Annotated in this window: 17 protein-coding genes; 5 read left to right on the top strand and 12 right to left on the bottom strand. The window is 69.7% G+C overall.

Annotated elements, in window-relative coordinates:
• Nucleotides 1-121: 121 nt before the first annotated feature.
• Nucleotides 122-2248, bottom strand: a complete 2127-nt coding sequence (locus OG219_RS35000; protein WP_266833377.1) for an ATP-binding protein — start codon at nt 2246-2248, stop codon at nt 122-124.
• Between the two features lie 301 nt (nt 2249-2549).
• Here OG219_RS35000 and gabT point away from each other — a divergent pair, with 301 nt between their 5' ends.
• Both gabT and OG219_RS34990 read left to right on the top strand, forming a co-directional pair.
• Nucleotides 2550-3884, top strand: a complete 1335-nt coding sequence (gene gabT, locus OG219_RS34995; protein ID WP_266833375.1) for a 4-aminobutyrate--2-oxoglutarate transaminase — start codon at nt 2550-2552, stop codon at nt 3882-3884.
• Nucleotides 3885-4209: 325 nt separating this feature from the next.
• A complete protein-coding gene (locus OG219_RS34990) occupies nt 4210-4893 on the top strand; it encodes a phosphatase PAP2 family protein (RefSeq protein WP_266833374.1) in 684 nt (227 codons plus the stop codon).
• Here OG219_RS34990 and OG219_RS34985 read toward each other — a convergent pair.
• The 8 genes from OG219_RS34985 to OG219_RS34950 all read right to left on the bottom strand — a co-directional run bounded on the left by OG219_RS34985 (nt 4881) and on the right by OG219_RS34950 (nt 14661).
• Entirely contained in the window at nt 4881-6659 is a 1779-nt protein-coding gene (locus OG219_RS34985) for a chitinase (RefSeq protein ID WP_266833372.1), read from the bottom strand. The two genes, OG219_RS34990 and OG219_RS34985, sit on opposite strands and share 13 nt — an antisense overlap.
• A 195-nt stretch (nt 6660-6854) precedes the next feature.
• On the bottom strand, nt 6855-7307 hold the full coding sequence (locus OG219_RS34980; protein WP_266833370.1) for a hypothetical protein: 453 nt from the start codon (nt 7305-7307) through the stop codon (nt 6855-6857).
• Nucleotides 7308-7465: 158 nt separating this feature from the next.
• Nucleotides 7466-8884 carry an FAD-binding oxidoreductase gene (locus OG219_RS34975; RefSeq protein ID WP_266833368.1) on the bottom strand — a complete coding sequence of 473 codons (1419 nt, stop codon included), beginning with the start codon at nt 8882-8884 and terminating at the stop codon, nt 7466-7468.
• Between the two features lie 29 nt (nt 8885-8913).
• A complete protein-coding gene (locus OG219_RS34970) occupies nt 8914-9714 on the bottom strand; it encodes an ABC transporter permease (RefSeq protein WP_266833366.1) in 801 nt (266 codons plus the stop codon).
• Nucleotides 9715-10644 (bottom strand): ABC transporter permease, encoded by a 930-nt coding sequence (locus OG219_RS34965; RefSeq protein ID WP_266833364.1) that lies wholly within the window; start codon nt 10642-10644, stop codon nt 9715-9717.
• Nucleotides 10644-11804 (bottom strand): ABC transporter ATP-binding protein, encoded by a 1161-nt coding sequence (locus tag OG219_RS34960; protein WP_266836337.1) that lies wholly within the window; start codon nt 11802-11804, stop codon nt 10644-10646. Before OG219_RS34960 ends, OG219_RS34965 begins: the two co-directional genes overlap by 1 nt.
• Before the next feature lie 5 nt (nt 11805-11809).
• Nucleotides 11810-13057: a spermidine/putrescine ABC transporter substrate-binding protein gene (locus tag OG219_RS34955; RefSeq protein ID WP_266833362.1), complete on the bottom strand. Its 1248-nt coding sequence runs from the start codon at nt 13055-13057 to the stop codon at nt 11810-11812.
• 77 nt (nt 13058-13134) lie between these two features.
• Nucleotides 13135-14661 carry a gamma-aminobutyraldehyde dehydrogenase gene (locus OG219_RS34950; RefSeq protein WP_266833360.1) on the bottom strand — a complete coding sequence of 509 codons (1527 nt, stop codon included), beginning with the start codon at nt 14659-14661 and terminating at the stop codon, nt 13135-13137.
• Between the two features lie 207 nt (nt 14662-14868).
• Here OG219_RS34950 and OG219_RS34945 point away from each other — a divergent pair, with 207 nt between their 5' ends.
• Nucleotides 14869-15468 carry an NADAR family protein gene (locus OG219_RS34945; protein ID WP_266833358.1) on the top strand — a complete coding sequence of 200 codons (600 nt, stop codon included), beginning with the start codon at nt 14869-14871 and terminating at the stop codon, nt 15466-15468.
• On the opposite strand, the gene OG219_RS34940 is transcribed toward OG219_RS34945, so the two are convergent.
• Nucleotides 15465-16457 carry a DUF4190 domain-containing protein gene (locus OG219_RS34940; RefSeq protein ID WP_266833356.1) on the bottom strand — a complete coding sequence of 331 codons (993 nt, stop codon included), beginning with the start codon at nt 16455-16457 and terminating at the stop codon, nt 15465-15467. The genes OG219_RS34945 and OG219_RS34940 overlap by 4 nt on opposite strands.
• Nucleotides 16458-16582: 125 nt before the next feature.
• On the opposite strand from OG219_RS34940, the gene OG219_RS34935 reads away from it, so the two are divergent.
• Together OG219_RS34935 and OG219_RS34930 are read left to right on the top strand one after the other, a co-directional pair.
• Complete coding sequence (locus OG219_RS34935; protein WP_323183317.1) at nt 16583-17674, top strand: adenosine deaminase; 1092 nt, start codon at nt 16583-16585, stop codon at nt 17672-17674.
• Between the two features lie 20 nt (nt 17675-17694).
• The gene (locus OG219_RS34930; RefSeq protein WP_266833352.1) at nt 17695-18378 is read left to right on the top strand and encodes a glycerophosphodiester phosphodiesterase; all 684 of its coding nucleotides are present in this window, start codon (nt 17695-17697) and stop codon (nt 18376-18378) included.
• Between the two features lie 262 nt (nt 18379-18640).
• Here the strand turns inward: OG219_RS34930 and OG219_RS34925 are convergent, their stop codons facing one another.
• Together OG219_RS34925 and OG219_RS34920 are read right to left on the bottom strand one after the other, a co-directional pair.
• A complete protein-coding gene (locus OG219_RS34925; RefSeq protein ID WP_266833350.1) occupies nt 18641-20311 on the bottom strand; it encodes an RNA polymerase sigma factor in 1671 nt (556 codons plus the stop codon).
• Nucleotides 20308-21612 (bottom strand): alginate lyase family protein, encoded by a 1305-nt coding sequence (locus OG219_RS34920; protein ID WP_266833348.1) that lies wholly within the window; start codon nt 21610-21612, stop codon nt 20308-20310. The genes OG219_RS34925 and OG219_RS34920 overlap by 4 nt, the downstream gene beginning before the upstream one ends.
• Nucleotides 21613-21661: the final 49 nt, after the last annotated feature.

Here is a 21661-nt window from a genome sequence, read left to right as displayed (position 1 = left end):
GCGACGTATGAACGACCTATGTCGATTCTGCCTCACCGTACGGTACGTCCGTGACCTTATGTCCAGACGTACAGGTCAGCCGCGCACACCCACGCGCATCAACCGTGCAGATCCATGAGCATCAGCGGCGTAGATCCACGAGCAGCGGCGGCGCGTGCTCGCCCCGCACACTCGTGAGCGACAGCACCGCGTGCCCCGGCGGCACCCCGTGCGCCAGCTCGGACGCCGACCACCGCTCCCGCTCGACCTGCCGGACGGTGACGGCCCGGGCGGTCGGCGCATGCCCGGTGATCACCCGCCGCACCATGTGCAGCGCCTTCCCCGCCGGGGTCTCCGCGATGATCTGCCGGTCGGTGACGTCGCGCGCCTCGATCCACTCCTTGCCCCAGACCTCGGCGAAGTCCTGCCCGTCCCAGGGCGTGAGCCCGGAGAGCGCCATCCGGCACCCGATGGCGCCGAGGAGCGGGGTCCTGAGCGCCCGTGGCACGTCGTCGAGCGTCCGGAGCGTCAGCACGGCCCCCGCGTTGCCGGACCGCAGCCGCTGAATCCCCCGTACGGCCTCGGGCGTGACGACGCCGGTCGCGTCGTCGAGGACCAGGCAGGCGAACAACGACCGGTCCTCCCGTACCGCGACACTCGCCGAGAACTGCGCGAGCACCAGCCGCGCCAGGATCCGCGAGGCGTCGGCGTGCCCGCGCGCGGGCAGATCGATCCGCACCCGTACGGGATGGTCGAGTGCCCGCAGCGAGAAGGGCCGCGACTGCCCCGACGTGTCGAAGAACCCCGCGAAGGCGGGACGGTCGAGCAGCGCGACACGGTCCGCGAGCACCGCCCCTACATCGCCCGGGTGTCCCAACTGCCGCTCCCGCGCGTCGAGTTCACGCAGCAGCGACTCCTTCCCTGCATCCTCAAGGGCCTTGCGCAGCGCCCCGAGCGGACCGGGCGCACCGTCGAGGAGCTGCCGCAGCTCGGGCACGGACGGGAACCGGTCGTGGACGGCCCGGAACGGTCCGAGGAGCTGGGCGAGGACGGTGGTCGACCGGCGGCTGTCGCCCCCGGGGTGCGGATCGGCCAGGTCCCCGACGAGCGCCTCCGCCAGTACGGCGGCGGCCTCGTCGGGGTCGGTGGTCCCGCCGTACAGGTCGAGGTCGTACACGGACTCGGGATTCCCGATCCGTACGACGACGTCGTACGCGTCGGCGGCCCCGAGCCCGGCACCCGCGGCGCCGACCACGACGACGGCGGCCCGCCCGGCGAGCGCGTGCAGGCACAGCGACTCGGCGAGCGGCCACACGATGCCGCCGGTCTTGCCGGACCCGGGGGGACCGACGGCGAGCAGCGAGGTGCCCAGGAGGTCGGGGCCGAGGCCGAGGCCGGTGCCGCGATAGGCGTACGGATTGCGCGCGTCGTCGGCGGTCGTGCCCAGCCGCACCTGTCCGGTCACGAGGTCGTGGAGCGCGTGCCGTCCCGGCAGGTCGCGGTCACCGGAGGGATGCAGACAGGCGGCGGACCCGTCCTTCAGGACCGCTCCGGTGAAGGTGGCGAGACTGTGCCGCCCGCTGCGTACGCCCTGCCAGGCCCGGACGATCCGGGCGTGGTCGACATCGCGCATCAGCCCGGAGCGGGCCTCGGCGGCGAGCCGGTCGGCGGCGTCGGCCGCACCGGCTGCGCGGAGCTGGTTCCACTGGGCGGGGTCTTCCTCGGGCGCGGGCGGCCGTTCGCTCACGGGAGCGGCGCGGCGCCAGGCGGGCAGCCCGTAACGCCGCCAGACCTCGCCCCAGCGGCCCAGCCGGCCAACGCCGAACATGATGGCGAGGGCGATCAGCGTGTAGTAGCCGTACCAGAGGAACGCGTTCCCGACCCGGTCGTCGCTCTGGCGCCAGGAATCAGGCGTGAACAGGTCGAGCGGGATGACCCACCAGCCGCCCAGATAGCCGTTCCAGAGCAGCGACCAGATCAGCCACCCCACCAGAAACGCGATCACCGCGCCGCCCAGCAGCTGCCGAGCCGGAATCTGCTCCGGCTCCTCGTCCGGCCGCGGCCGGTGCCCGAACCGCCACACCCCGGGCGCCGCCTCCGGCCTGGAGGTCCGGACCCACGTCAGGAAGCCGGACCCGTCGGGCCCCGGCGGCATCCCCGGCGCCCGCGCGGGCCTCGGTGGCGTAGCCGGCACGTCCGGCGGCCCCGCCGGACGCGGCACAGGATCGGCGTGCGTACCCCGCGCGTCCCGCGTCCCGTCGCTGTCCATCGCCTTTGCCCCCTGACCAGCCGCTCCGTACGTCGTCCGCGAGCCAATCTAGTGCCCCCACAGAGGGAGTTCACCGCTTACACGGCCGGATCTGCGGGGAGGCACCCTCGCTCGACTCCCGGCCCACTATGTCCACCACGGACAACCGACACCCTGAACATCTCCCTCGTGGAGCATGCCCACCCCCCTCCCCCGGCCCTAGCCTGCGAAGAAAGCAGTCAAGCGTCCGAAAACACCCCGCCCGGCGCACCCCCCGTTCGCCGGGGACCGTCCGGTTCGCAAGATCATCAGGGAGCCCCTCATGACCGCACTTCCGCAGGAGCGCCGCGTCGTCACCGCCATCCCCGGCCCGAAGTCGCAGGAGCTGCAGGCCCGACGCCTCGCCGCGGTCGCGGCCGGTGTGGGCTCGGTGCTCCCTGTGTTCACCACGCGTGCCGGCGGCGGCATCATCGAGGACGTCGACGGGAACCGCCTGATCGACTTCGGCTCCGGCATCGCCGTGACCAGCGTCGGCGCCAGCGCCGAGGCCGTCGTACGCCGGGCCTCCGCCCAGCTCCAGGACTTCACCCACACCTGTTTCATGGTCACGCCGTACGAGGGGTACGTCGCCGTCGCCGAGGCGCTCGCGGAGCTGACCCCGGGCGACCACGCCAAGAAGTCGGCCCTGTTCAACTCGGGCGCCGAGGCCGTCGAGAACGCCGTCAAGATCGCCCGTGCGTACACCAAGCGGCAGGCCGTCGTCGTCTTCGACCACGGCTACCACGGCCGTACGAACCTCACGATGGCGCTGACCGCGAAGAACATGCCGTACAAGCACGGCTTCGGCCCGTTCGCCCCCGAGGTCTACCGCGTACCCGTGGCCTACGGCTACCGCTGGCTGACCGGCCCGGAGAACGCCGGCGCCGAAGCGTCCGCCCAGGCCATCGACATGATCAACAAGCAGATCGGCGCCGAGAACGTCGCCGCGATCATCATCGAGCCGCTGCTCGGCGAGGGCGGCTTCATCGAGCCCGCGAAGGGCTTCCTTCCGGCTGTCAGCCAGTTCGCCAAGGACAACGGCATCGTCTTCGTCGCGGACGAGATCCAGTCCGGCTTCTGCCGCACCGGCCAGTGGTTCGCCTGCGAGGACGAGGGCATCGTCCCGGACCTGATCACCACCGCCAAGGGCATCGCGGGCGGTCTCCCGCTCGCCGCCGTCACCGGCCGCGCCGAGATCATGGACGCCGCGCACGCGGGCGGCCTGGGCGGCACCTACGGCGGCAACCCGGTGGCCTGCGCCGGCGCCCTCGGCGCGATCGAGACGATGAAGGAGCTCGACCTCAACGCCAAGGCGAAGAACATCGAGGCGGTCATGAAGGCCCGCCTGACCGCGATGGCCGAGAAGTTCGACATCATCGGCGACATCCGGGGCCGCGGCGCCATGATCGCCATCGAGCTGGTCAAGGACCGCGACACCAAGGAGCCGAACGCCGAGGCGGCCGGCGCGCTCGCCAAGGCCTGCCACCAGGAGGGCCTGCTGGTCCTGACCTGTGGCACGTACGGAAACGTCCTCCGCTTCCTGCCCCCGCTGGTCATCGGCGAGGACCTCCTGAGCGAGGGCCTCGACATCATCGAGCAGGCCTTCGCCCGTATCTGACGCACCACGAGCCCCACCAGCGGAATCCGGCTGCTCCTCGCACCGGATTCCGCTTCGTTCGAGTGGTGCGGCGGCGGGCGTCGGGCCGTGTGAAGAACGTGTGCGAGGTGCATGACGGGACGCGATTCCGGCTGTCGGACCCGCATCCCCTGTCGTAGGTTCTACCCAGATGAGAGATACACCCCGCCCACAGGGGACTGTGGGTGACACCGGGTCGAGGCCTCCCCAGCTTCGCCCTGGTCGTGCCCTCGCGCACACACCCGGAGCTTCCGGCTCCGGATCTCCTCACCGATCGGACAGTCGCCCGCCCCAAACCCCCCGGGGCGTGCGACGATCCGATCTGGACGGCCACCTCGGAACTGCCCCCCCTGTTCCGGGGTGGCCGACCTTCTCCCTCCTCTTCGGCCTTCCGGCCCTCCTTCTCGCGCTGATCACCTGGCAGGTCGCGGCCCACGGCCCCCTCGCCCGCGCGGACGAACGCCTCAGCGGCCATCTCGTACACCCCGCCCGGATCTACGAACTCCTCGCCGACCTCGGCGGCATCGCGGTCGCCGTTCCCGTCCTCGCCGTAGTCCTCGTGTACGTCGCCCGGCGCGCCCGCCGGGCCGGCAGGGACCGCTGGTGGCTGCCGTCCGTCGCAGCCGCGGTCCTGATGGCAGCCGTGCCCGCGCTGGTCGTGCCGATGAAAGAGCTGATCGCCCGGCCGGGCCCACCGGTCATGGGCCCGGGCACGGGCTTCTATCCCTCGGGTCACACGGCGACCGCCGCCGTCGCGTACGGCGCCGCGACCCTGGTCCTGCTGCCGTGGCTGCGCAGCAGCGGCGCACGCCGCGCGCTCATCACCGTCTGCACCGTCCTCAATCTCGCGGTGGCCTTCGGCCTGATCAGGCGCGGCTTCCACTGGCCGCTGGACGTGGTGGCGAGCTGGTGTCTGTGTGCGGTGCTGCTGCTCGCCCTGTGGGTGCTGCTCAGCCGGAGCGGCTCTGCGGCCGCCGCTCAGCCGAAGTAGCCGTCGAAGTTCTTCTGGAACTCCCAGCTCGAGTACCGGTCCCAGTTGATCGACCACGTCATCAGGCCGCGGAGGTCCGGCCAGGTGCCGTGGGTGGTGTACGTGCCGCAGTTGGTCTTCTTGGTCAGGCAGTCGAGTGCCTTGTTGACCTCCGTCGGTGAGACGTAGCCGTTGCCCGCGTTCGTCGACGCCGGCATGCCGATGGCTATCTGGTCGGGGCGCAGGGGCGGGAAGACGTTGCTCGCGTTTCCGGCGACCGGGAAGCCCGTGAGGAGCATGTCGGTCATGGCGATGTGGAAGTCGGCGCCGCCCATGGAGTGGTACTGGTTGTCGAGGCCCATGATCGAGCCGGAGTTGTAGTCCTGGACGTGGAGCAGTGTCAGGTCGTCGCGCATCGCGTAGATCACGGGCAGGTAGGCGCCGGCGCGCGGGTCCTGGCCGCCCCACGGGCCGGTGCCGTAGTACTGGTAGCCGAGCTGGACGAAGAAGGTCTCCGGGGCCATCGTCAGCACGAAGCCGGCGCCGTACTTGGCCTTGAGGGTCTTCAGGGCCGAGATGAGGTTCACGATCACGGGGGTGGTCGGGCTCTTGAAGTTGGTGTCGCTCGCGTCCAGCGAGAGCGAGTGGCCCTCGAAGTCGATGTCCAGACCGTCCAGGCCGTAGGTGTCGATGATGTTCGACACCGAGGTGACGAAGGTGTCGCGTGCCGCTGTCGTGGTCAGTTGCACCTGGCCGTTCTGGCCGCCGATGGAGATCAGGACCTTCTTGCCCGCCGCCTGCTTGGCCTTGATGGCCGCCTTGAAGTCGGCGTCGCTCTCGACGGTCGGGCACTCGGCGACCGGGCAGCGGGTGAAGCGGATGTCGCCGGAGGTGGTGGAGGTGGGTTCGCCGAAGGCCAGGTCGATGATGTCCCAGCTGTCGGGGACGTCGGCCATGCGGGTGTAGCCGGCGCCGTTCGCGAAGCTCGCGTGGAGGTAGCCGACGAGGGCGTGTCCGGTAGAGCCTCCGCTGCCGGCGGTCGTCGTAGCGGTGACCGTCGCTGACTTCGCCGACTCGCCCGCGTCGTTCACCGCCGCGACCTGGAAGGAGTACGCCGTAGAGGCCGTGAGTCCGCTGACCGTGGCCGAAGTCCCGGTCGCCGTCTGGACCTTCACTCCGTTTCGGTAGACGGCGTATCCGGTCGCGCCCGTCACCGCGGACCAGGACAGGGCGACGCTCGATGACGTGACCGTGCCGGCGGTCAGGCCGGTGGGCGCGGCCGGGGGCTGGCCCGGGTCGACGGCGGGGCCGACGAGGGAGATGTCGTCGGCGTAGTAGGCGCCGGTGCCGTACCAGCCGTGGGTGTAGAGGGTGACCCTGGTGGTGGACGGGCCGGTGCGGAAGGTGGTGGTGAGCTGCTGCCAGGCGGGCGCGGACTGGGTCCAGGTGGAGACGTCGGTGGTGCCGGTGCCGCTCGCGCCGAGGTAGACGTAGCTGCCGCGGACGTAACCGGCGAGCGTGTACTGGGAGTTGGGCTGAACCGTCACCGCCTGGGAGCACTGCGCGTAGTCGCTGCCGGCCGGGGTCGCCTGCAGCGCGGAACTGCCGCTCCGTACGGGTGAGTTGACGGTGGTGCCCGCCGTGCAGGTCCAGTTGTCCAGGCCCGACTCGAAACCGCCGTTCTTGGCGAGGTCCGCGTCGGCCGCACGGGCGGCCGACGAGAGCGCGGTCATGCCGGGAACGGCCAGAAGGACGGCCGTGCACACGGCGAGAAGTCTGTGACGCATGACTGATCCGTTGCGTCGGGTGCGATCCACGACTGCCTCCGGGCATGGGGGAATTGGAGGGTGGAGCGCGCCCAATTTGGTCCAGACCAATCCTGTTGTCAAGACCTCGGGAACCTCTGGAACCTCAAGACCTCTTGTCGAGTCCTGCGACGTGTCGAGTCCTGCGACAGTTGCCGGGGTCCGGCCCCGTCACCGCTATCGGCCCTCGTTCCCGGCACGGCCTGCCGCCGCCTCGTGCATGGCCAGTTCGAGCAGTGCCGGGTCGGTGAGCGTGCCGGAACCGTCCGGGGGGATCAGCCAGCGGACCCCGCCGGTCGTCCTTCCCGGATACGGCACCACGATCCACGTGCCGCGGCCCGCTGTGCGCACCCCCGTGCCGAGCCAGCGGGCCGCGGTGCCCGCGGGCACGAAGAAACCCATCCGGGCGTCCCCGAAATCGACGAGCACGGGCCCCAGTTGGTCGATCACCCGGGTCAGCACGTCGAGCGTGGGGTAGCCGAGTTCGCCCGGCAGGATGAGTACGTCCCAGGCCTTGCCCGCGGGCAGCAGCGCGATCCCCAGTGGATTGCGTTCCCATTCCCAGCGGCAGGCTTCGGGATCCGGAGCTACGGATGCCAGCCAGTCGACCGCCGTCTTAGCCCCTGTCATGGCGGAACCTCCCTTTCTCGTCGACGCTGGTCGCGTCACAGGAGAGAGGGGGGTTCGGGCCGGGCATTACGCGGGTTCTGAATAATTGTTGATAGTGAGCCGGATCACAGTGGCTGAGCTGGGCGTACGCCGTGGATCCGCGGGGTGCTGAGCGCCCCTCAGCTGTCGAAGCCGAGCCCCAGTCTGTCCATGGTCTTCAGCCACAGGTTGCGCCGCCCGCCGTGCGAATCCGCGCGCGCCAGCGACCACTTGGTGAGCGCGATGCCCGTCCAGGCGAAGGGCTCGGGCGGGAACGGCAGCGGCTTCCTGCGGACCATTTCCAGTTCGGTGCGTTCCGTACGCTCCCCCGCGAGCAGGTCGAGCATCACGTCCGCGCCGAACCGGGTGGCGCCCACGCCGAGCCCGGTGTAGCCCGCCGCGTAGGCGACCTTGCCCTGGTGGGCCGTGCCGAAGAAGGCCGAGAAGCGCGAGCAGGTGTCGATGGCGCCGCCCCAGGTGTGCGTGAAGCGGAGGCCCTCCAACTGCGGGAAGCAGGTGAAGAAGTGACCTGCGAGCTTCGCGTACGTCTCCGGGCGGTCGTCGTACTCGGCGCGCACCCGGCCGCCGTACGGGTAGATCGCGTCGTAGCCGCCCCACAGGATCCGGTTGTCCGCGGAGAGCCGGAAGTAGTGGAACTGGTTCGCCGAATCGCCGAGGCCCTGGCGGTTCTTCCAGCCGATGGAGGCCAACTGGTCGGTGGTCAGCGGCTCGGTCATCATCGCGTAGTCGTAGACGGGGACCGTGTACGCGCGCACCCGCTTGACCAGGTTCGGGAAGATGTTCGTGCCGAGGGCCACGCGACGGGCGCGGATCGAGCCGTACGGGGTGCGTACGGCCATTCCGTCGCCGTACGGCTTCAGGGCGAGCGCGGGGGTGTGCTCGTACACGCGGACCCCGAGTTCCACGCAGGCCCGCTTGAGGCCCCAGGCGAGCTTGGCGGGGTGGAGCATGGCTACGCCACGGCGGTCGTGGAGGCCGGCCAGGAATGTCGGTGAGTCGACTTGTTCCCGTACCGCTTCGGCGTCCAGGAACTCGGTGCCGTCCGCGAGGCCCTCGCGCTGCAACTCCTCGTGCCACTCGCGCAGTTCGGCCGCCTGGTGCGGTTCGGTCGCGACGTCGATCTCGCCGCTGCGCTCGAAGTCGCAGTCGATGGAGTAGCGGGCGACGGCCGCCTCGATCTCGTCGAGGTTGCGGGCGCCCAGCTCCTCCAGCTTCCTGATCTCGTCCGGCCAGCGGGTGAGACCGTTGGCCAGACCGTGGGTGAGGGACGCGGCGCAGAAGCCGCCGTTGCGGCCCGAGGCGGCCCAGCCCACCTCGCGGCCTTCCAGCAGGACCACCTCGCGCCGCGGGTCGCGCTCCTTGGCGAGGAGCGCGGTCCACAGTCCGCTGTAGCCGCCGCCGACGACGAGCAGGTCGCAGGTCTCGGTGGTGGTGAGGGCGGGTTCGGGGTGGGGTTTGCCCGGGTCGTCCAGCCAGTAGGACACCGGCTGTGCGTCGGAAAGAGACTTGGTCCAGCGGGTCATGGCGCTTGGGGCCATGATTTCAACTCCCTACAGGAATCTTGCGGTTATGCCTTTTGCTTGTTGCGGCGGTTGCTGACGACCATTCCGGCCAGGACGAACAGTACGGCGACGATGAACATGGCCGTACCGATGACATTGATCTGAACGGGTGTTCCGCGCTGTGCCGAGCCCCAGACGAACATGGGGAAGGTGACGGTCGAGCCGGCGTTGAAATTGGTGATGATGAAATCGTCGAAGGAGAGCGCGAAGGCGAGCAGCGCGCCCGCGGCGATTCCGGGGGCCGCGATGGGCAGGGTGACCCGGATGAACGTCTGCAGGGGGCCGGCGTACAGATCCTGTGCCGCCTGTTCCAGGCGCGGGTCCATCGACATGACGCGTGCCTTGACGGCCGTCACGACGAAGCTGAGGCAGAACATGATGTGGGCGATCAGGATCGTCCAGAAACCCAACTGTGCACCCATGTTGAGGAAGAGGGTGAGCAGTGAGGCGGCCATCACGACCTCGGGCATCGCCATCGGCAGGAAGATCAGCGAGTTGATGGCGCCGCGTGCGCGGAAGCGGTAGCGGACCAGGGCGAAGGCGATCATGGTGCCGAGGACGGTGGCGCCCAGTGTCGCCCACACGGCGATCTGGAGACTGAGCGAGAGCGAGCCGCACATGTCGGCGACGCCGCACGGGTCGGTCCAGGCGTCCGTGGAAAAGCTCTGCCACTCGTAATTGAAGCGCCCCTTCGGCTTGTTGAAGGAGAACACCGTGACGACGACGTTCGGAAGAAGCAGATATCCGAGTGTCACCAGTCCCGCGATGACGACAAGATGGTGCTTGAGCCAGCGTACGAAGGCCATTTAAACCAGATCCTCCGTCCCGGACTTGCGAATGTAGAGCGTGACCATGACGAGGATCGCGGCCATGAGAATGAAGGAGAGTGCCGCTGCCGTCGGATAGTCGAGAATCCTCAGGAACTGGGTCTGGATGACGTTTCCGACCATCCGGGTGTCCGTGGAGCCGAGCAGGTCGGCGTTCACGTAGTCACCGCTGGCCGGGATGAAGGTCAGCAGCGTGCCGGAGACGACACCGGGCATCGACAGCGGGAAGGTGACCTTCCTGAAGGTCGTGAACGGCTTCGCGTACAGGTCGCCCGCCGCCTCGTGGAGGCGTCCGTCGATGCGTTCCAGTGAGGTGTAGAGCGGCAGGATCATGAACGGCAGGAAGTTGTACGTGAGACCGCAGACCACCGCGAGGGGTGTGGCCAGGACGCGGTCGCCGGAGGTCATGCCGAGCCAGCTGGTGACGTCCAGGAGGTGCAGCGAGTTGAGGGTGCTGACGACCGGGCCGCTGTCCGCCAGGATCGTCTTCCAGGCCAGCGTGCGGATCAGGAAGCTGGTGAAGAACGGCGCGATGACCAGGATGAGGACGACGTTGCGCCAGCGGCCCGCGCGGAAAGCGATCAGATAGGCGAGCGGGTAGCCGAGGATCAGGCACAGGATCGTCGCGGAGCCCGCGTAGAGCACCGAGCGCAGGAACTGCGGCCAGTAGTCGGTCAGCGCGTCCCAGTAGGTCGCGAAGTGCCAGGTGACCTTGTAGCCCTCCTCCAGGGAGCCCGTCTGCACGGACGTGGAGGCCTGGTAGACCATCGGCAGCGCGAAGAAGACGACCAGCCAGAGTATGCCGGGCAGCAGCAGCCAGTACGGCGTGAGTCGGCCGCGCTTGCGATTGCGAGGCGGCTTGTCGGCCGGTTGCGGCGCCAGGGGTGGCGCCTCGGTGACGGTGGCCATCAGGCGGCCACCCCCGCTTCTGGGTCTACCGTCTCGACGCCCGCGTCGATGTCCTGGGCGGCGTCCAGGCCGAAGGTGTGCGCCGGGCTCCAGTGCAGGACGACGTCGGTGCCGGGCCTGAGCCGGGAGTCGCGGTCGATGTTCTGGGCGTAGACCTCGAACTCGGGGCAGACGGCGCTGTCGATGACGTACTGCGTGGAGACGCCGATGAAGCTGGAGTCGGCGATCTTGCCGGTGATCCGGTTGCGGCCCGCCGGGATCTCGCCTGCGTCGTCGGCGTGCGTGAGCGAGATCTTCTCCGGGCGGACGCCGACCAGCACCTTGCCGCCGGTCGTCGTGGGCGCGGAACATCGCGCCGCCGGCAGCAGGAGCTTGCCGCCGCCCGCCTTGAGGACGATCTCGTCGCCGCTCTTGGAGTCGACCTCGGCCTCGATGAGGTTCGAGGTGCCGAGGAAGTTGGCGACGAACGTGGTGTTCGGGTTCTCGTAGAGGTCGGCGGGCGAGCCGAGCTGTTCGACGCGGCCCGCGTTCATCACGGCGACGGTGTCGGCCATGGTCATGGCCTCCTCCTGGTCGTGCGTGACGTGCACGAACGTGATGCCGACCTCGGTCTGGATGCGCTTGAGCTCCAGCTGCATCTGGCGGCGCAGCTTGAGGTCGAGGGCGCCGAGGGGCTCGTCGAGGAGCAGCACCTTGGGGGTGTTGATCAGCGCGCGGGCCACCGCGACACGCTGCTGCTGGCCGCCGGAGAGCTGGTGCGGCTTCTTGCGGGCCTGCTCACCGAGCTGTACGAGCTCCAGCATGTCCTCGACCTGCTTCTTCACCGACTTGATGCCGCGCCGGCGCAGGCCGAAGGCGACGTTCTCGAAGATGTCGAGGTGCGGGAAGAGCGCGTAGGACTGGAAGACGGTGTTCACCGGCCGCTTGTAGGGCGGCAGGTTCGTCACGTCCTGGTCCCCCAGGTGCACGGTTCCCGAAGTGGGCTCCTCCAGGCCGGCGATCATGCGCAGCGTGGTGGTCTTGCCGCAGCCCGATGCCCCGAGGAGGGCGAAGAACGATCCCTGCGGCACGATCAGGTCGAGCGGGTGTACGGCCGTGAAGGCGCCGTACGTCTTGCTGATCCCGGAGAGGCGGACGTCGCCGCTGTTGTCTGTCGTCATCATGGTCACGCCCCTGTGAGCTTCGCGAACTTCTCTTCGTAGGCCGTCTCTTCCTTGCTGCTGAGCAAGCGGAAGGCGTGAGACTTGGCGGCCATGGCCTGGTCGGGAATGATCAGCGGGTTGTTCGCCGCGTCCTTGTCGATCTTCTCCAGGTACGGCTTCACCCCGTCGACCGGACAGACGTAGTTGATGTAGGCGGCGAGTTCGGCGGCCGGCTCGGGCTCGTAGTAGTAGTCCATGAGCCGCTCGGCGTTCGTCTTGTGGCGCGCCTTGTTGGGGATCAGCATGTTGTCGGTCGAGGTGATGTAGCCGCTGTCCGGGATGATGAAGTCGACGTCCGGGCTGTCCGCCTTGAGCTGGACGACGTCGCCGGCCCAGGCGATACAGGCCGCGAAGTTGCCGCTGGTGATGTCGGACGTGTAGTCGTTGCCGGTGAAGCGGCGGATCTGGCCCTTGTCGACGGCCTTCTGGAGACGGGCGATCGCCGCGTCGTAGTCGTCGTCCGTGAATTTGGCCGGGTCCTTGCCCATGTCGAGCAGCGTCATGCCGATGCTGTCGCGCATCTCCGTCAAGAAGCCGATGCGCCCCTTGAGCTTGGGGTTGTCGAGCATGTCGGAGACCGACTTCACCTCGATGCCGTCGAGCGCCTTCTTGTTGTAGGCGATGACGGTCGAGATGCCCTGCCAGGGGTAGGAGTAGGCGCGGCCGGGGTCCCAGTCGGGGTTGCGGAACTGCTGCGCCAGGTTGGTGTAGGCGTGCGGCAGGTTGGCCGGGTCCAGTTTCTGGACCCACCCGAGGTTGATCAGTCGGCCGGCCAGCCAGTCGGTGAGGACGATGATGTCGCGGCCGGTGTCCTGGCCCGCGGCGAGCTGCGGCTTGATCTTGCCGAAGAACTCCGCGTTGTCGTTGATGTCCTCGGTGTACTTGACCGTGATGCCGGTGCGCTCGGTGAAGGCGTCCAGCGTGGGGTGGTGCTTCTCGCTCTCGTCGACGTCCATGTACTCGGTCCAGTTGGAGAAGTTGATCGTCTTCTCCTTGGCCGAGAGGTCGTCGGCCGAGACGCCGCCCTGGGTCTTGCCGGCCGCGGGGATCCCGCAGGCGCTGAGCGCCCCGAGTCCACCGATGGCCAGCGCACCGCCCGCCGAGGCGCGCAGCAGCGAACGGCGGCCGAGGGAGGCCCTGCCGTTCCTGAGGCTGCGCCGCATGGCGGCCAGTTGGACCGGGGAGAGGCGTTCGGGCTCGTACTGCTCCATGCTCCTGGTGCCCTTTCGGAAGGATCTCGGCCGTGGTCGCGGCCTGGTCTGCCTCGGTGCCGCCAAAAAAGACTCGGCTAGCTCCGGTCCCCGAAGATCGTGCGGTGCCAGTCCTTCTCGGCAACCCCAGTGTTGTCGAACATGACGTGCTTGATCTGTGTGTACTCCTCGAACGAGTACGCGGACATGTCCTTGCCGAATCCGGAGGCCTTGTAGCCTCCGTGCGGCATTTCGCTGATGATCGGAATGTGGTCGTTGATCCAGACGCAGCCCGCCTTGATCTCGCGGGTCGCGCGGTTCGCGCGGTAGACGTCACGGCTCCAGGCGGAGGCGGCCAGTCCGTACGGTGTGTCGTTGGCCAGCGCGATGCCCTCGTCGTCGGTGTCGAAAGGCAGCACTACGAGAACCGGCCCGAAGATCTCGGACTGCACGATCTCGCTGTCCTGAGCGGCGTCGGCCACGAGGGTGGGCGTGTAGTACGCGCCGCTCTTGAGGTCCCCCTGCGGGGCGGTTCCGCCGGTGACCACGCGTGCGTAGGAGCGGGCCCGGTCGACGAATCCGGCGACGCGGTCGCGCTGGGCGTGCGAGATCAGCGGTCCGAGGTCGGTGTCCGGCGCGAAGGGGTCGCCTACGCGGACACTCGCCATGAGGTCGGCCGTTTTGGATACGAACGCTTCGTAGAGAGGCCTTTGTACGTACGCGCGCGTGGCGGCCGTGCAGTCCTGCCCGGTGTTGATGAGCGAACCGGCGACCGCGCCGTTGACCGCGGCGTCGAGATCCGCGTCGTCGAAGACCACGAAGGGCGCCTTGCCGCCCAGCTCCAGGTGGAGCCGCTTGACGGTCGAGGTGGCGATCTCCGCGACCCGCTTGCCGACGGCGGTGGACCCCGTGAAGGAGGTCATGGCCACGTCGGGGTGGCCGAGGAGGTGCTCGCCGGCGTCCTTGCCGGCCCCCGTGACGATGTTGATGACACCGTCGGGGATGCCTGCCGCCGTGGCCGCCTCGGCGAAGAGGAGGGAGGTGAGCGGGGTGAGCTCGGCGGGCTTCAGGACGATCGTGTTGCCGGCCGCGATCGCCGGGAGGATCTTCCAGGCGGCCATCTGGAGGGGGTAGTTCCAGGGCGCGATGGAACCGACGACACCGATGGCCTCGCGCCGTACGTAGGAGGTGTGGTCGCCGGAGTACTCGCCCGCGGACTGGCCCTGCAGGTGGCGGGCCGCGCCCGCGAAGAACGCGGTGTTGTCGATGGTCCCCGGGACGTCGAACTCCCGGGTGAGCTTGAGCGGCTTGCCGCACTGCAGGGACTCGGCGGCGGCGAGCTCCTCGGCGCGCTCCGCGAGCACGGCGGCGAAGCGGTGCAGCGCGTCGGAGCGCTCGCCGGGGGTGGCGCCGGACCAGCCGGGGAACGCCGCGCGGGCGGCCGCGACAGCGGCGTCCACATCGGCGGTGCCCGCGAGCTCGTACGTGTAGACCTCCTCGCCCGTGGACGGGTCGACGACCGCGTACGTGCGGCCGGAGGTGCCCTTGGTCAGTCGGCCCGCGATGTACTGCGCGCCGTCCGCGAAGCGGTCCTGCGCCTGGAAGCGATGGCCCGGATTGTGCATGTCGCTCTCCTCCGCCGCCCTCCCCGTCTGGCGGGGGTCGGCGTAGCTCCAGCTCGATTTGAGTGCCGATCCTGACAGAGCAAAGGGACTCCAACAAGTGATTCCGTTGTTGCCTTTTGGTTACGCGACGGAATCTGTCGACCAGGTGTCGAGTCCTTTTGGAAAAGGCAGGACGGATTGTCAGTGGTGGATGCCAGACTCGCGTGCATGGGGAAGATCGATTCACGGGACGCGCTGGTCAGCGCCGCTCGCTCCGGGGCGAGGGTGAAGTACCTGCACTTCTGGGGGCACCGGCCGCGGCCCGACGGTCGGGTGGGCGCGAGCTGTCTCAGCCAGTGGTGGCCGTCGCCGTTCACGGTGGACGGCGTGGCCTATGCGACGGCCGAGCACTGGATGATGGCGCGGAAAGCGCGGCTCTTCGGGGACCCGGAGGCGGAGCGGCGCGCTGTCGAGGCGCGCAGCCCGGCGCTCGCCAAGAAGGTGGGACGGCTCGTGCGCGGCTTCGACGAGGCCATATGGGACCGCGAGCGGTTCGGGATCGTGGTCGAGGGCAGCGTCCACAAGTTCGCCGCGCATCCGGAACTGGAGGCGTTTCTGCTGGGCACGGGCAAGCGGGTGCTGGTCGAGGCCAGCCCGATGGACCGGGTGTGGGGGATCGGACTCGCGGCGGACGACGAGCGTGCGGGGGATCCGGAGCGGTGGCGGGGGGCGAATCTGCTGGGGTTCGCGTTGATGGAGGCGCGGGAGCGACTCCAGCAGGCACCCGAGGGCGTCCACGAGGTGCCTGCGAAGCCCCTGGTCCGTTAGCGGAGGTTGTCCGGGTGCTCCACGACGAGTGACGTGGAGAAACCGTCGCCGTCGGTGCCCGAGTCGGTTTCGGAACTGGTGTCGTCCACGACGACCACGAAGAAGACGACCAGTGCGATGGACAGCACGATGCCGACCGCTCCGCAGATGATCCCGGCCAGCGCCTGGCCCCCGTTCGTCGCCTCGCCCCGGCCTGCCTTGCGGCGGCCGATCGCGCCGAAGACCACCCCGAGGATCCCCATCACGATGGTCAGCGGCCACATGCAGAACAGGGCCGCCGAGGCGATACCGAGAATCAGTCCGGCGGTGCCCAAGCCGTTGCTGGGCGGGAGCGGCAGCGCGGGCCAGCCGCCATACCCGGGCGCGCCCGGGTATGGGACCTGCTGGTGCGGGTACGCCGGGTAGGCGTACCCGTACGGGGGCTGGCCCGGGCCTCCGGGGGCAATGGGCGGCGGGGGGACGGGCTGTCCGGGGGCGGGCTGGGGATAGGGGGTGTGGCCGGCGGGGGGTGCGAAGGGGTTGTCCCAGGACGGGGGGTTGGGGGCGCCGGCGGCGGGCGTGGCCGGTGTGCCCGCACCGGGGGTCGGCGCGGGCGTCGACTGGTCGTGCGCGGGACCGTGCGTGGCGCCGCTTGCCCGGGAGGATGCCTTTTCCTCGGGCGAGGACCAGGGGTCCGGCTGGGGTCGCGGGCCGGGCCGCGCGTCGGCCGCGGGCTTGTCCAACGGGACCTTCGGGGCGGGAGCGGCGTCCTCGGGCCCGGAATCCGGTGCGTGGTCCGACGGCGGTATCGAGTCGGCGCGCAGCGGTGTCGGCTCCGTCGGCCTGCCCGACGGGACAGCCGGGGCGGGAGCGGCGTCCTCAGGTGTCGAGTCCGGTGCGTGATCCCCCGGGGAAACCGCATCCGACCGCGACGGCGGAGTTTCCTTCCCCTGTGCGGCCCGCGCGTCCGCGTCCTGCGGTGTTCCCGGCGTCTGCGCGTCCTCGGACATGCGTAAGGTCCCCCTCCGTCGTACGTTCCGTCATGCTACGGCCCGAGCCTGGGTGGCGTGGGCCGCCCGCCTACGATGATCCCTGAGTCACCGATCAGCCGATCACCCGCGTCCCGCCGACCGCGTTGCAGGGGCGCCGTTCCGGGGAGGAACCCTTGACCGACCACCACACCCCACGCGATGACGCCCGCGATCTGCACGCCTTCATCGCGGGACTTCCCAAGGCCGAACTGCACGTGCACCACGTCGGCTCAGCCTCCCCCCGTATCGTCTCCACGCTGGCCGCCCGCCACCCCGACTCCAAGGTGCCGACCGATCCCGAGGCCCTCGCGGACTACTTCACCTTCACGGACTTCGCCCACTTCATCGAGGTGTATCTGTCCGTCGTCGACCTCATCCGCACCCCGGAGGACGTACGGCTGCTGACGTACGAGGTGGCGCGGGACATGGCCCGGCAGCAGGTCCGTTACGCCGAGCTGACCATCACCCCGTTCTCCTCCACCCGCCGGGGCATCGACGAGCGCGCCTTCATGGACGCGATCGAGGACGCCCGCAAGGCTGCGGAGGCCGAGCTCGGCGTCGTACTGCGCTGGTGCTTCGACATTCCCGGAGAGGCGGGGCTCGACGCCGCCGAGGAGACGGTACGGCTCGCGACCGATGACCGGCTGCGTCCCGAGGGGCTGGTCTCCTTCGGGCTCGGCGGGCCCGAGATCGGCGTACCGCGCCCGCAGTTCAAGCCGTACTTCGACCGCGCGATCGCGGCCGGCCTGCACTCGGTGCCGCACGCGGGCGAGACGACGGGCCCGGAGACGGTCTGGGACGCGCTGCACGACCTGCGCGCCGAGCGCATCGGACACGGCACCAGCTCCGTCCAGGACCCGAAGCTGCTCGCGCACCTCGCCGAGCACCGTATCGCCCTGGAGGTCTGCCCGACCTCCAACATCGCGACCCGCGCGGTCCGCACCCTCGACGAGCACCCCATCAAGGAGTTCACCCGGGCCGGGGTCCTGGTGACCATCAACTCCGACGACCCGCCGATGTTCGGCACCGACCTCAACAACGAGTACGCGGTCGCCGCCCGCCTCCTCGACCTCGACGAACTCGGTCTCGCCGCGCTCGCCAAGAACGCCGTCGAGGCGTCGTTCCTCGACCCGGCCGGCCGGACCAAGCTCGCCGAGGAGATCGACACCTACGCCTCGACCTGGCTCGCGCCCTGACCGAACGCCACAATGGGACCATGCGCACAGTGACTGCCGTGGGCCATCGCGGCGACCCCTACCGTGTCCGCGAGAACACGATCGACTCGCTGCGTTCCGCGTTCCAACTGGGCGCGGACGCGGTCGAGATCGACGTTCGGCTCACCCGCGACGGCGTGCCCGTCCTGCTGCACGACGAGACGCTGAAGCGGCTGTGGGAGCAGGACCGGCCGCTCGGCTCGCTCTCCTCGGACGAGGTGTGCGGGCTCACGGGTGGTGGGGTGCCGACGCTCGTGGACGCGCTGTCCGCGAGCGGGGACGGGCGGTTCATGGTCGATCTGCCGGGGGCGCCCGATGCCGGGGTGGTACGCCGGATCGTCGGTGTCATCCGCGACTGCGGGGCGGAGGAGCGGGTGTACTACTGCGCGGGGGCCTCGGCCATGCTCGCCGTGCGGGCGGCCGACTCCGCTGCGGAGATCGCGATGACCTGGACGTCGCTGGCGCCGCCCCGGCCGGGTCTCCTCGGCGCGGTGCGGCCCCGCTGGCTCAACTACCGCTTCACCCTGATCGACCGCGACCTCGCGGCCCGCGTCCACCGTGACGGATACCTGCTGTCCGTCTGGACCCCGGACACCCGCCGCTCCATGCGTCGGCTGCTCGACATCGGCGTCGACTCGATCACGACGAACCGCGTCGATACGTTGTGCGCCCTGCGCAAGGTGTAGGGGACGGTCGGTTTTTTCGCCCCCTCCGCCCCTACCCGTCCCTTGCTCCTGGGGCTCCGCCCCAGACCCCGCTCCTCAAACGCCGGAGGGGCTGAGTTTTTCCCCTGGCCGGAGCTGAAATTTTTCAGCCCCGGCCAGGGGAAGGTCTTTCAGCCCGTCCGGCGTTTGAGGACGAGCGCGGCAGCGCGATGCGGGGGTCTGGGGGCGGCAGCCCCCAGGAACAAGGGACGGGTAGGGGCGGAGGGGGCGAAAAAACCATCCCTCAGGGCGAGACTTGTGATCTCTGGGCGACCGTCGCCTGGTCGGCCGGGATCGATCGGGTTACGTACTGCGGTACCGGAGTCGTGTCCTTGCCGGTGTCGCGGAGCAGGCCGTAGCGGATTGCGCCCTGGGCGGGGCCGGTGCGGATGTCCTCCGTCACCTTGTCCCAGGTCGATGGCTGGACGAAGAGGTTGTAGTCGGCGGAGCCCTCGTTCTGGTGGAGGGTGACGGTGCCGTCGATCCAGAAGTACTCGTTCTGCCACATCTGTTGGGCGCCGGAGGGAAGTACGACGGGGCCGGCGGACGGGCCGCCCATCCAGGTCGTGCCGTCCGTCGACCCGGACTGGACGTCGTCCATACGGTGGCCCCCGCCCGAGGCGACGTGGAAGAGCTTGCCGTCGAGCCCGGTCCATGTCGGCATCACCAGGTCGCCCGGACGTTCCCCGGGCCGGATCTGCCAGCGGACCCGAAAGTAGCCCACGCCGCTGAAGGTGACGGTCTCGCCGTTGTGGGTCAGCCCAGCGGCGGGGGCACCCGTCGCGGTGATGCCCTGCTCGGCGCGGCGAGGCAGCGCTCCCGGTTGGGCCGCAGCGGAGGGCGCGCCGTCCACGGCATCGACGACCGTGCCGTACAGCTGGACCCGGGTCGGGGACGGCGAGGGGCTCGGGGCCCGCGACGGCGGACGGGCCGTGCTCGCCGCCGTAGGAGAGGCGACGGATTCCGGGGGCCGCTGGTCCGGCGTCTGCGTCACGACGTACGCCCCACCCGCCGCGATGGTCGCGCCCGCCGTGACCGCGACGGCGGGCTTGGTGAGCGCGCTCAGGATCTTGGCGGACCACCCGACGGTCGTGGCGGCGGCCGTCGCCTTGCCACCGCCCACCAGGGCCAGGGAGATCACGAAAGCGACCGGCACCGGGACGAGCGCGATCCCGACGAGCAGCCGCTCCGCGGGGACGACCGCCTCGCTCGGGCGGCGGCCGGAGCAGTAGTCGCAGCCCCGGACGTGCCGGGCGAGACGCTTGCGCCACACCGAGTCGGGCCGGCCGTCCCAACGGGCGGTCACCGAGCCGAGATCCGGGCAGGCCGAGTCGAGTGCGCGGACGATGCCGCGTGCCGCCTCCAGGCGTTCCTTCATCCGCTGGACGCGGACGGCGGCGTGCTGCCGGCTGATGCCGACCGCCGACGCCAGCTCCCGCCGGGTGAGTTCGCCCGCGACCTCCAGCCACCACAGCGAGAGCAGCTGGCGATCCTCGTCGTCGAGCCAGCGCACCGCCTCCGCGACCTCGCGCCGCTGCCCCTCCAACTGGAGCCGCAGCACGGTGAGTTCGGCGAAGTCTGCTGCCTGTACGCCCGCGCCGTCGGCCGACGGCGCGGAGGTGCGGCGGCGAGCCCGGTCGCGTATCTGCCGCATCGCGATGGCGACCAGCCAGGACCGGAAGCTGTCCGGGTCGCGCAGCGAGCCGAGGTTGTCGACGGCGCGCAGCATGGTCTCCTGCACGACGTCGTCGACGTCCGCGTGGCCGTTCAGGGCGCGTCCGACGATGTTGTAGACGAGGGGCAGCCAGCCCGCGACCAGTTCGTCGAGCGCACGCCGGTCACCGGCCTGCGCGGCCGCGATGGTGGAGCGCCACTGCCGCCCGTCCACGTACGAGCCTTCCCCGCGAGTCGTCACTTGGCGTAGAGCAGCGTCCCGAAGCCGAGCTGGTCGTAGCCACCGCTGTTGGGCCCGTACTGACCACCGCCGCCTTCCGCTCGTACCTTCTCAGCCATGGTGGTGATGAAGGGGACGGAGAGCCGGCGGCGCCGGGCGTAGTGGTAGTGCAGAACGTCCCAGACCGGGCGGAGCTGGTCACGGTCCTGGGCGGCGATCACCGTCTGCTCGTTGTACTTTCCGGCGCCCTGGCCGCTGCGCCAGCTGTACTTCGTGAAGGTCACCTCCTGGCCGAGGTTGTACTTGGCGACGTACTGGGCGGCCTTCATGAACCGGCTGTCGTCATAGCCGTAGAGGTCGTCGCCCTGCGACCAGGCCATCTCGCAGAAGGCGCCGAGCTGCCCGATGCCCATCATGGTGTGGCCCTGGTCGCGGCCCGACTCCTGCCACTGGGCGAGGCCCTGTGACTCGTACACGAACGGGACGGCGTTCTTGATCGACCCGTTCCCCGCGCCGTTTTTGAAGTAGTCCACCGCCTGGTCGTACTTGGCGCGGTCGTCGCACAGGATGCCGATGGCCAGGATCGAGTTCATGTTGCACAGGTCCCAGTTGGCCCAGTAGTTGGTGATGCAGGCGTCGTTGTGGCCGGTCAGGAACTGGTTGTTGAGCGGGTAGAAGACGTCGATCAGCATCTTCTGGAAGCGGGCGAGGTCGAACCCGTCGTAGCCGCGCATGAGTTCGGCGGCGTTGGCGAACTGGTAGCCGTAGATCCCGGCGGCCAGGAAGCGGTCGGCGTTCCCGGTCACCGTGGTCAGCGTGGCCGACCAGGCGTTGAGGATGTCGCGGGCCGTGTCGCCGTTGGCCTTGGTGCCGGCGATCTTCCAGCGCAGGGCGTTCTGGTAGGCGGCGTGGATGTCGTTGTAGAGGGTCGCGTAGTTCTGCCCTGTGCCGCCGCGGACGATGGTGGCTCGCGGGTTGGGCCGCCAGGTGCTCTGGGAGTGGGAGTTGGCGGTGAGCCTCTCCCAACCGGCTAGCCAGGGCTGGGACTTCGCCGCCACCCTGACCTTCGCGCGGTTGAGCTCGCCGTAGGCGTGCAACATGCCCGGGTGGGCGAACGCCGCCGTCGCCGTCGCCGTAGGAGTCGCCGTGGGAGTCGGCGCCGCGTCGGCGTTGTCGCCGCCGGACATCACGATGGCCGCGCCGCCGCCGACGGCCGCGGTGGCCGCGAGACCGCCGCCGATGCGCAGCACGCCTCGGCGGGTCAGGCGGTGCTTGTTCTCGTGCTTCGGCTCGTTCGTGTTCTGGCGCTTGTGCGCAGGCATGCGGTGCTCCCGGGCAAAGGGGTGGTCTGACACACAGGAGACGGAGCGA

This window comes from Streptomyces sp. NBC_00038, from assembly GCF_026343635.1.
Classification (GTDB): Bacteria; Actinomycetota; Actinomycetes; order Streptomycetales; family Streptomycetaceae; genus Streptomyces.
This window is presented reverse-complemented; position numbering and strand designations above follow the sequence as displayed.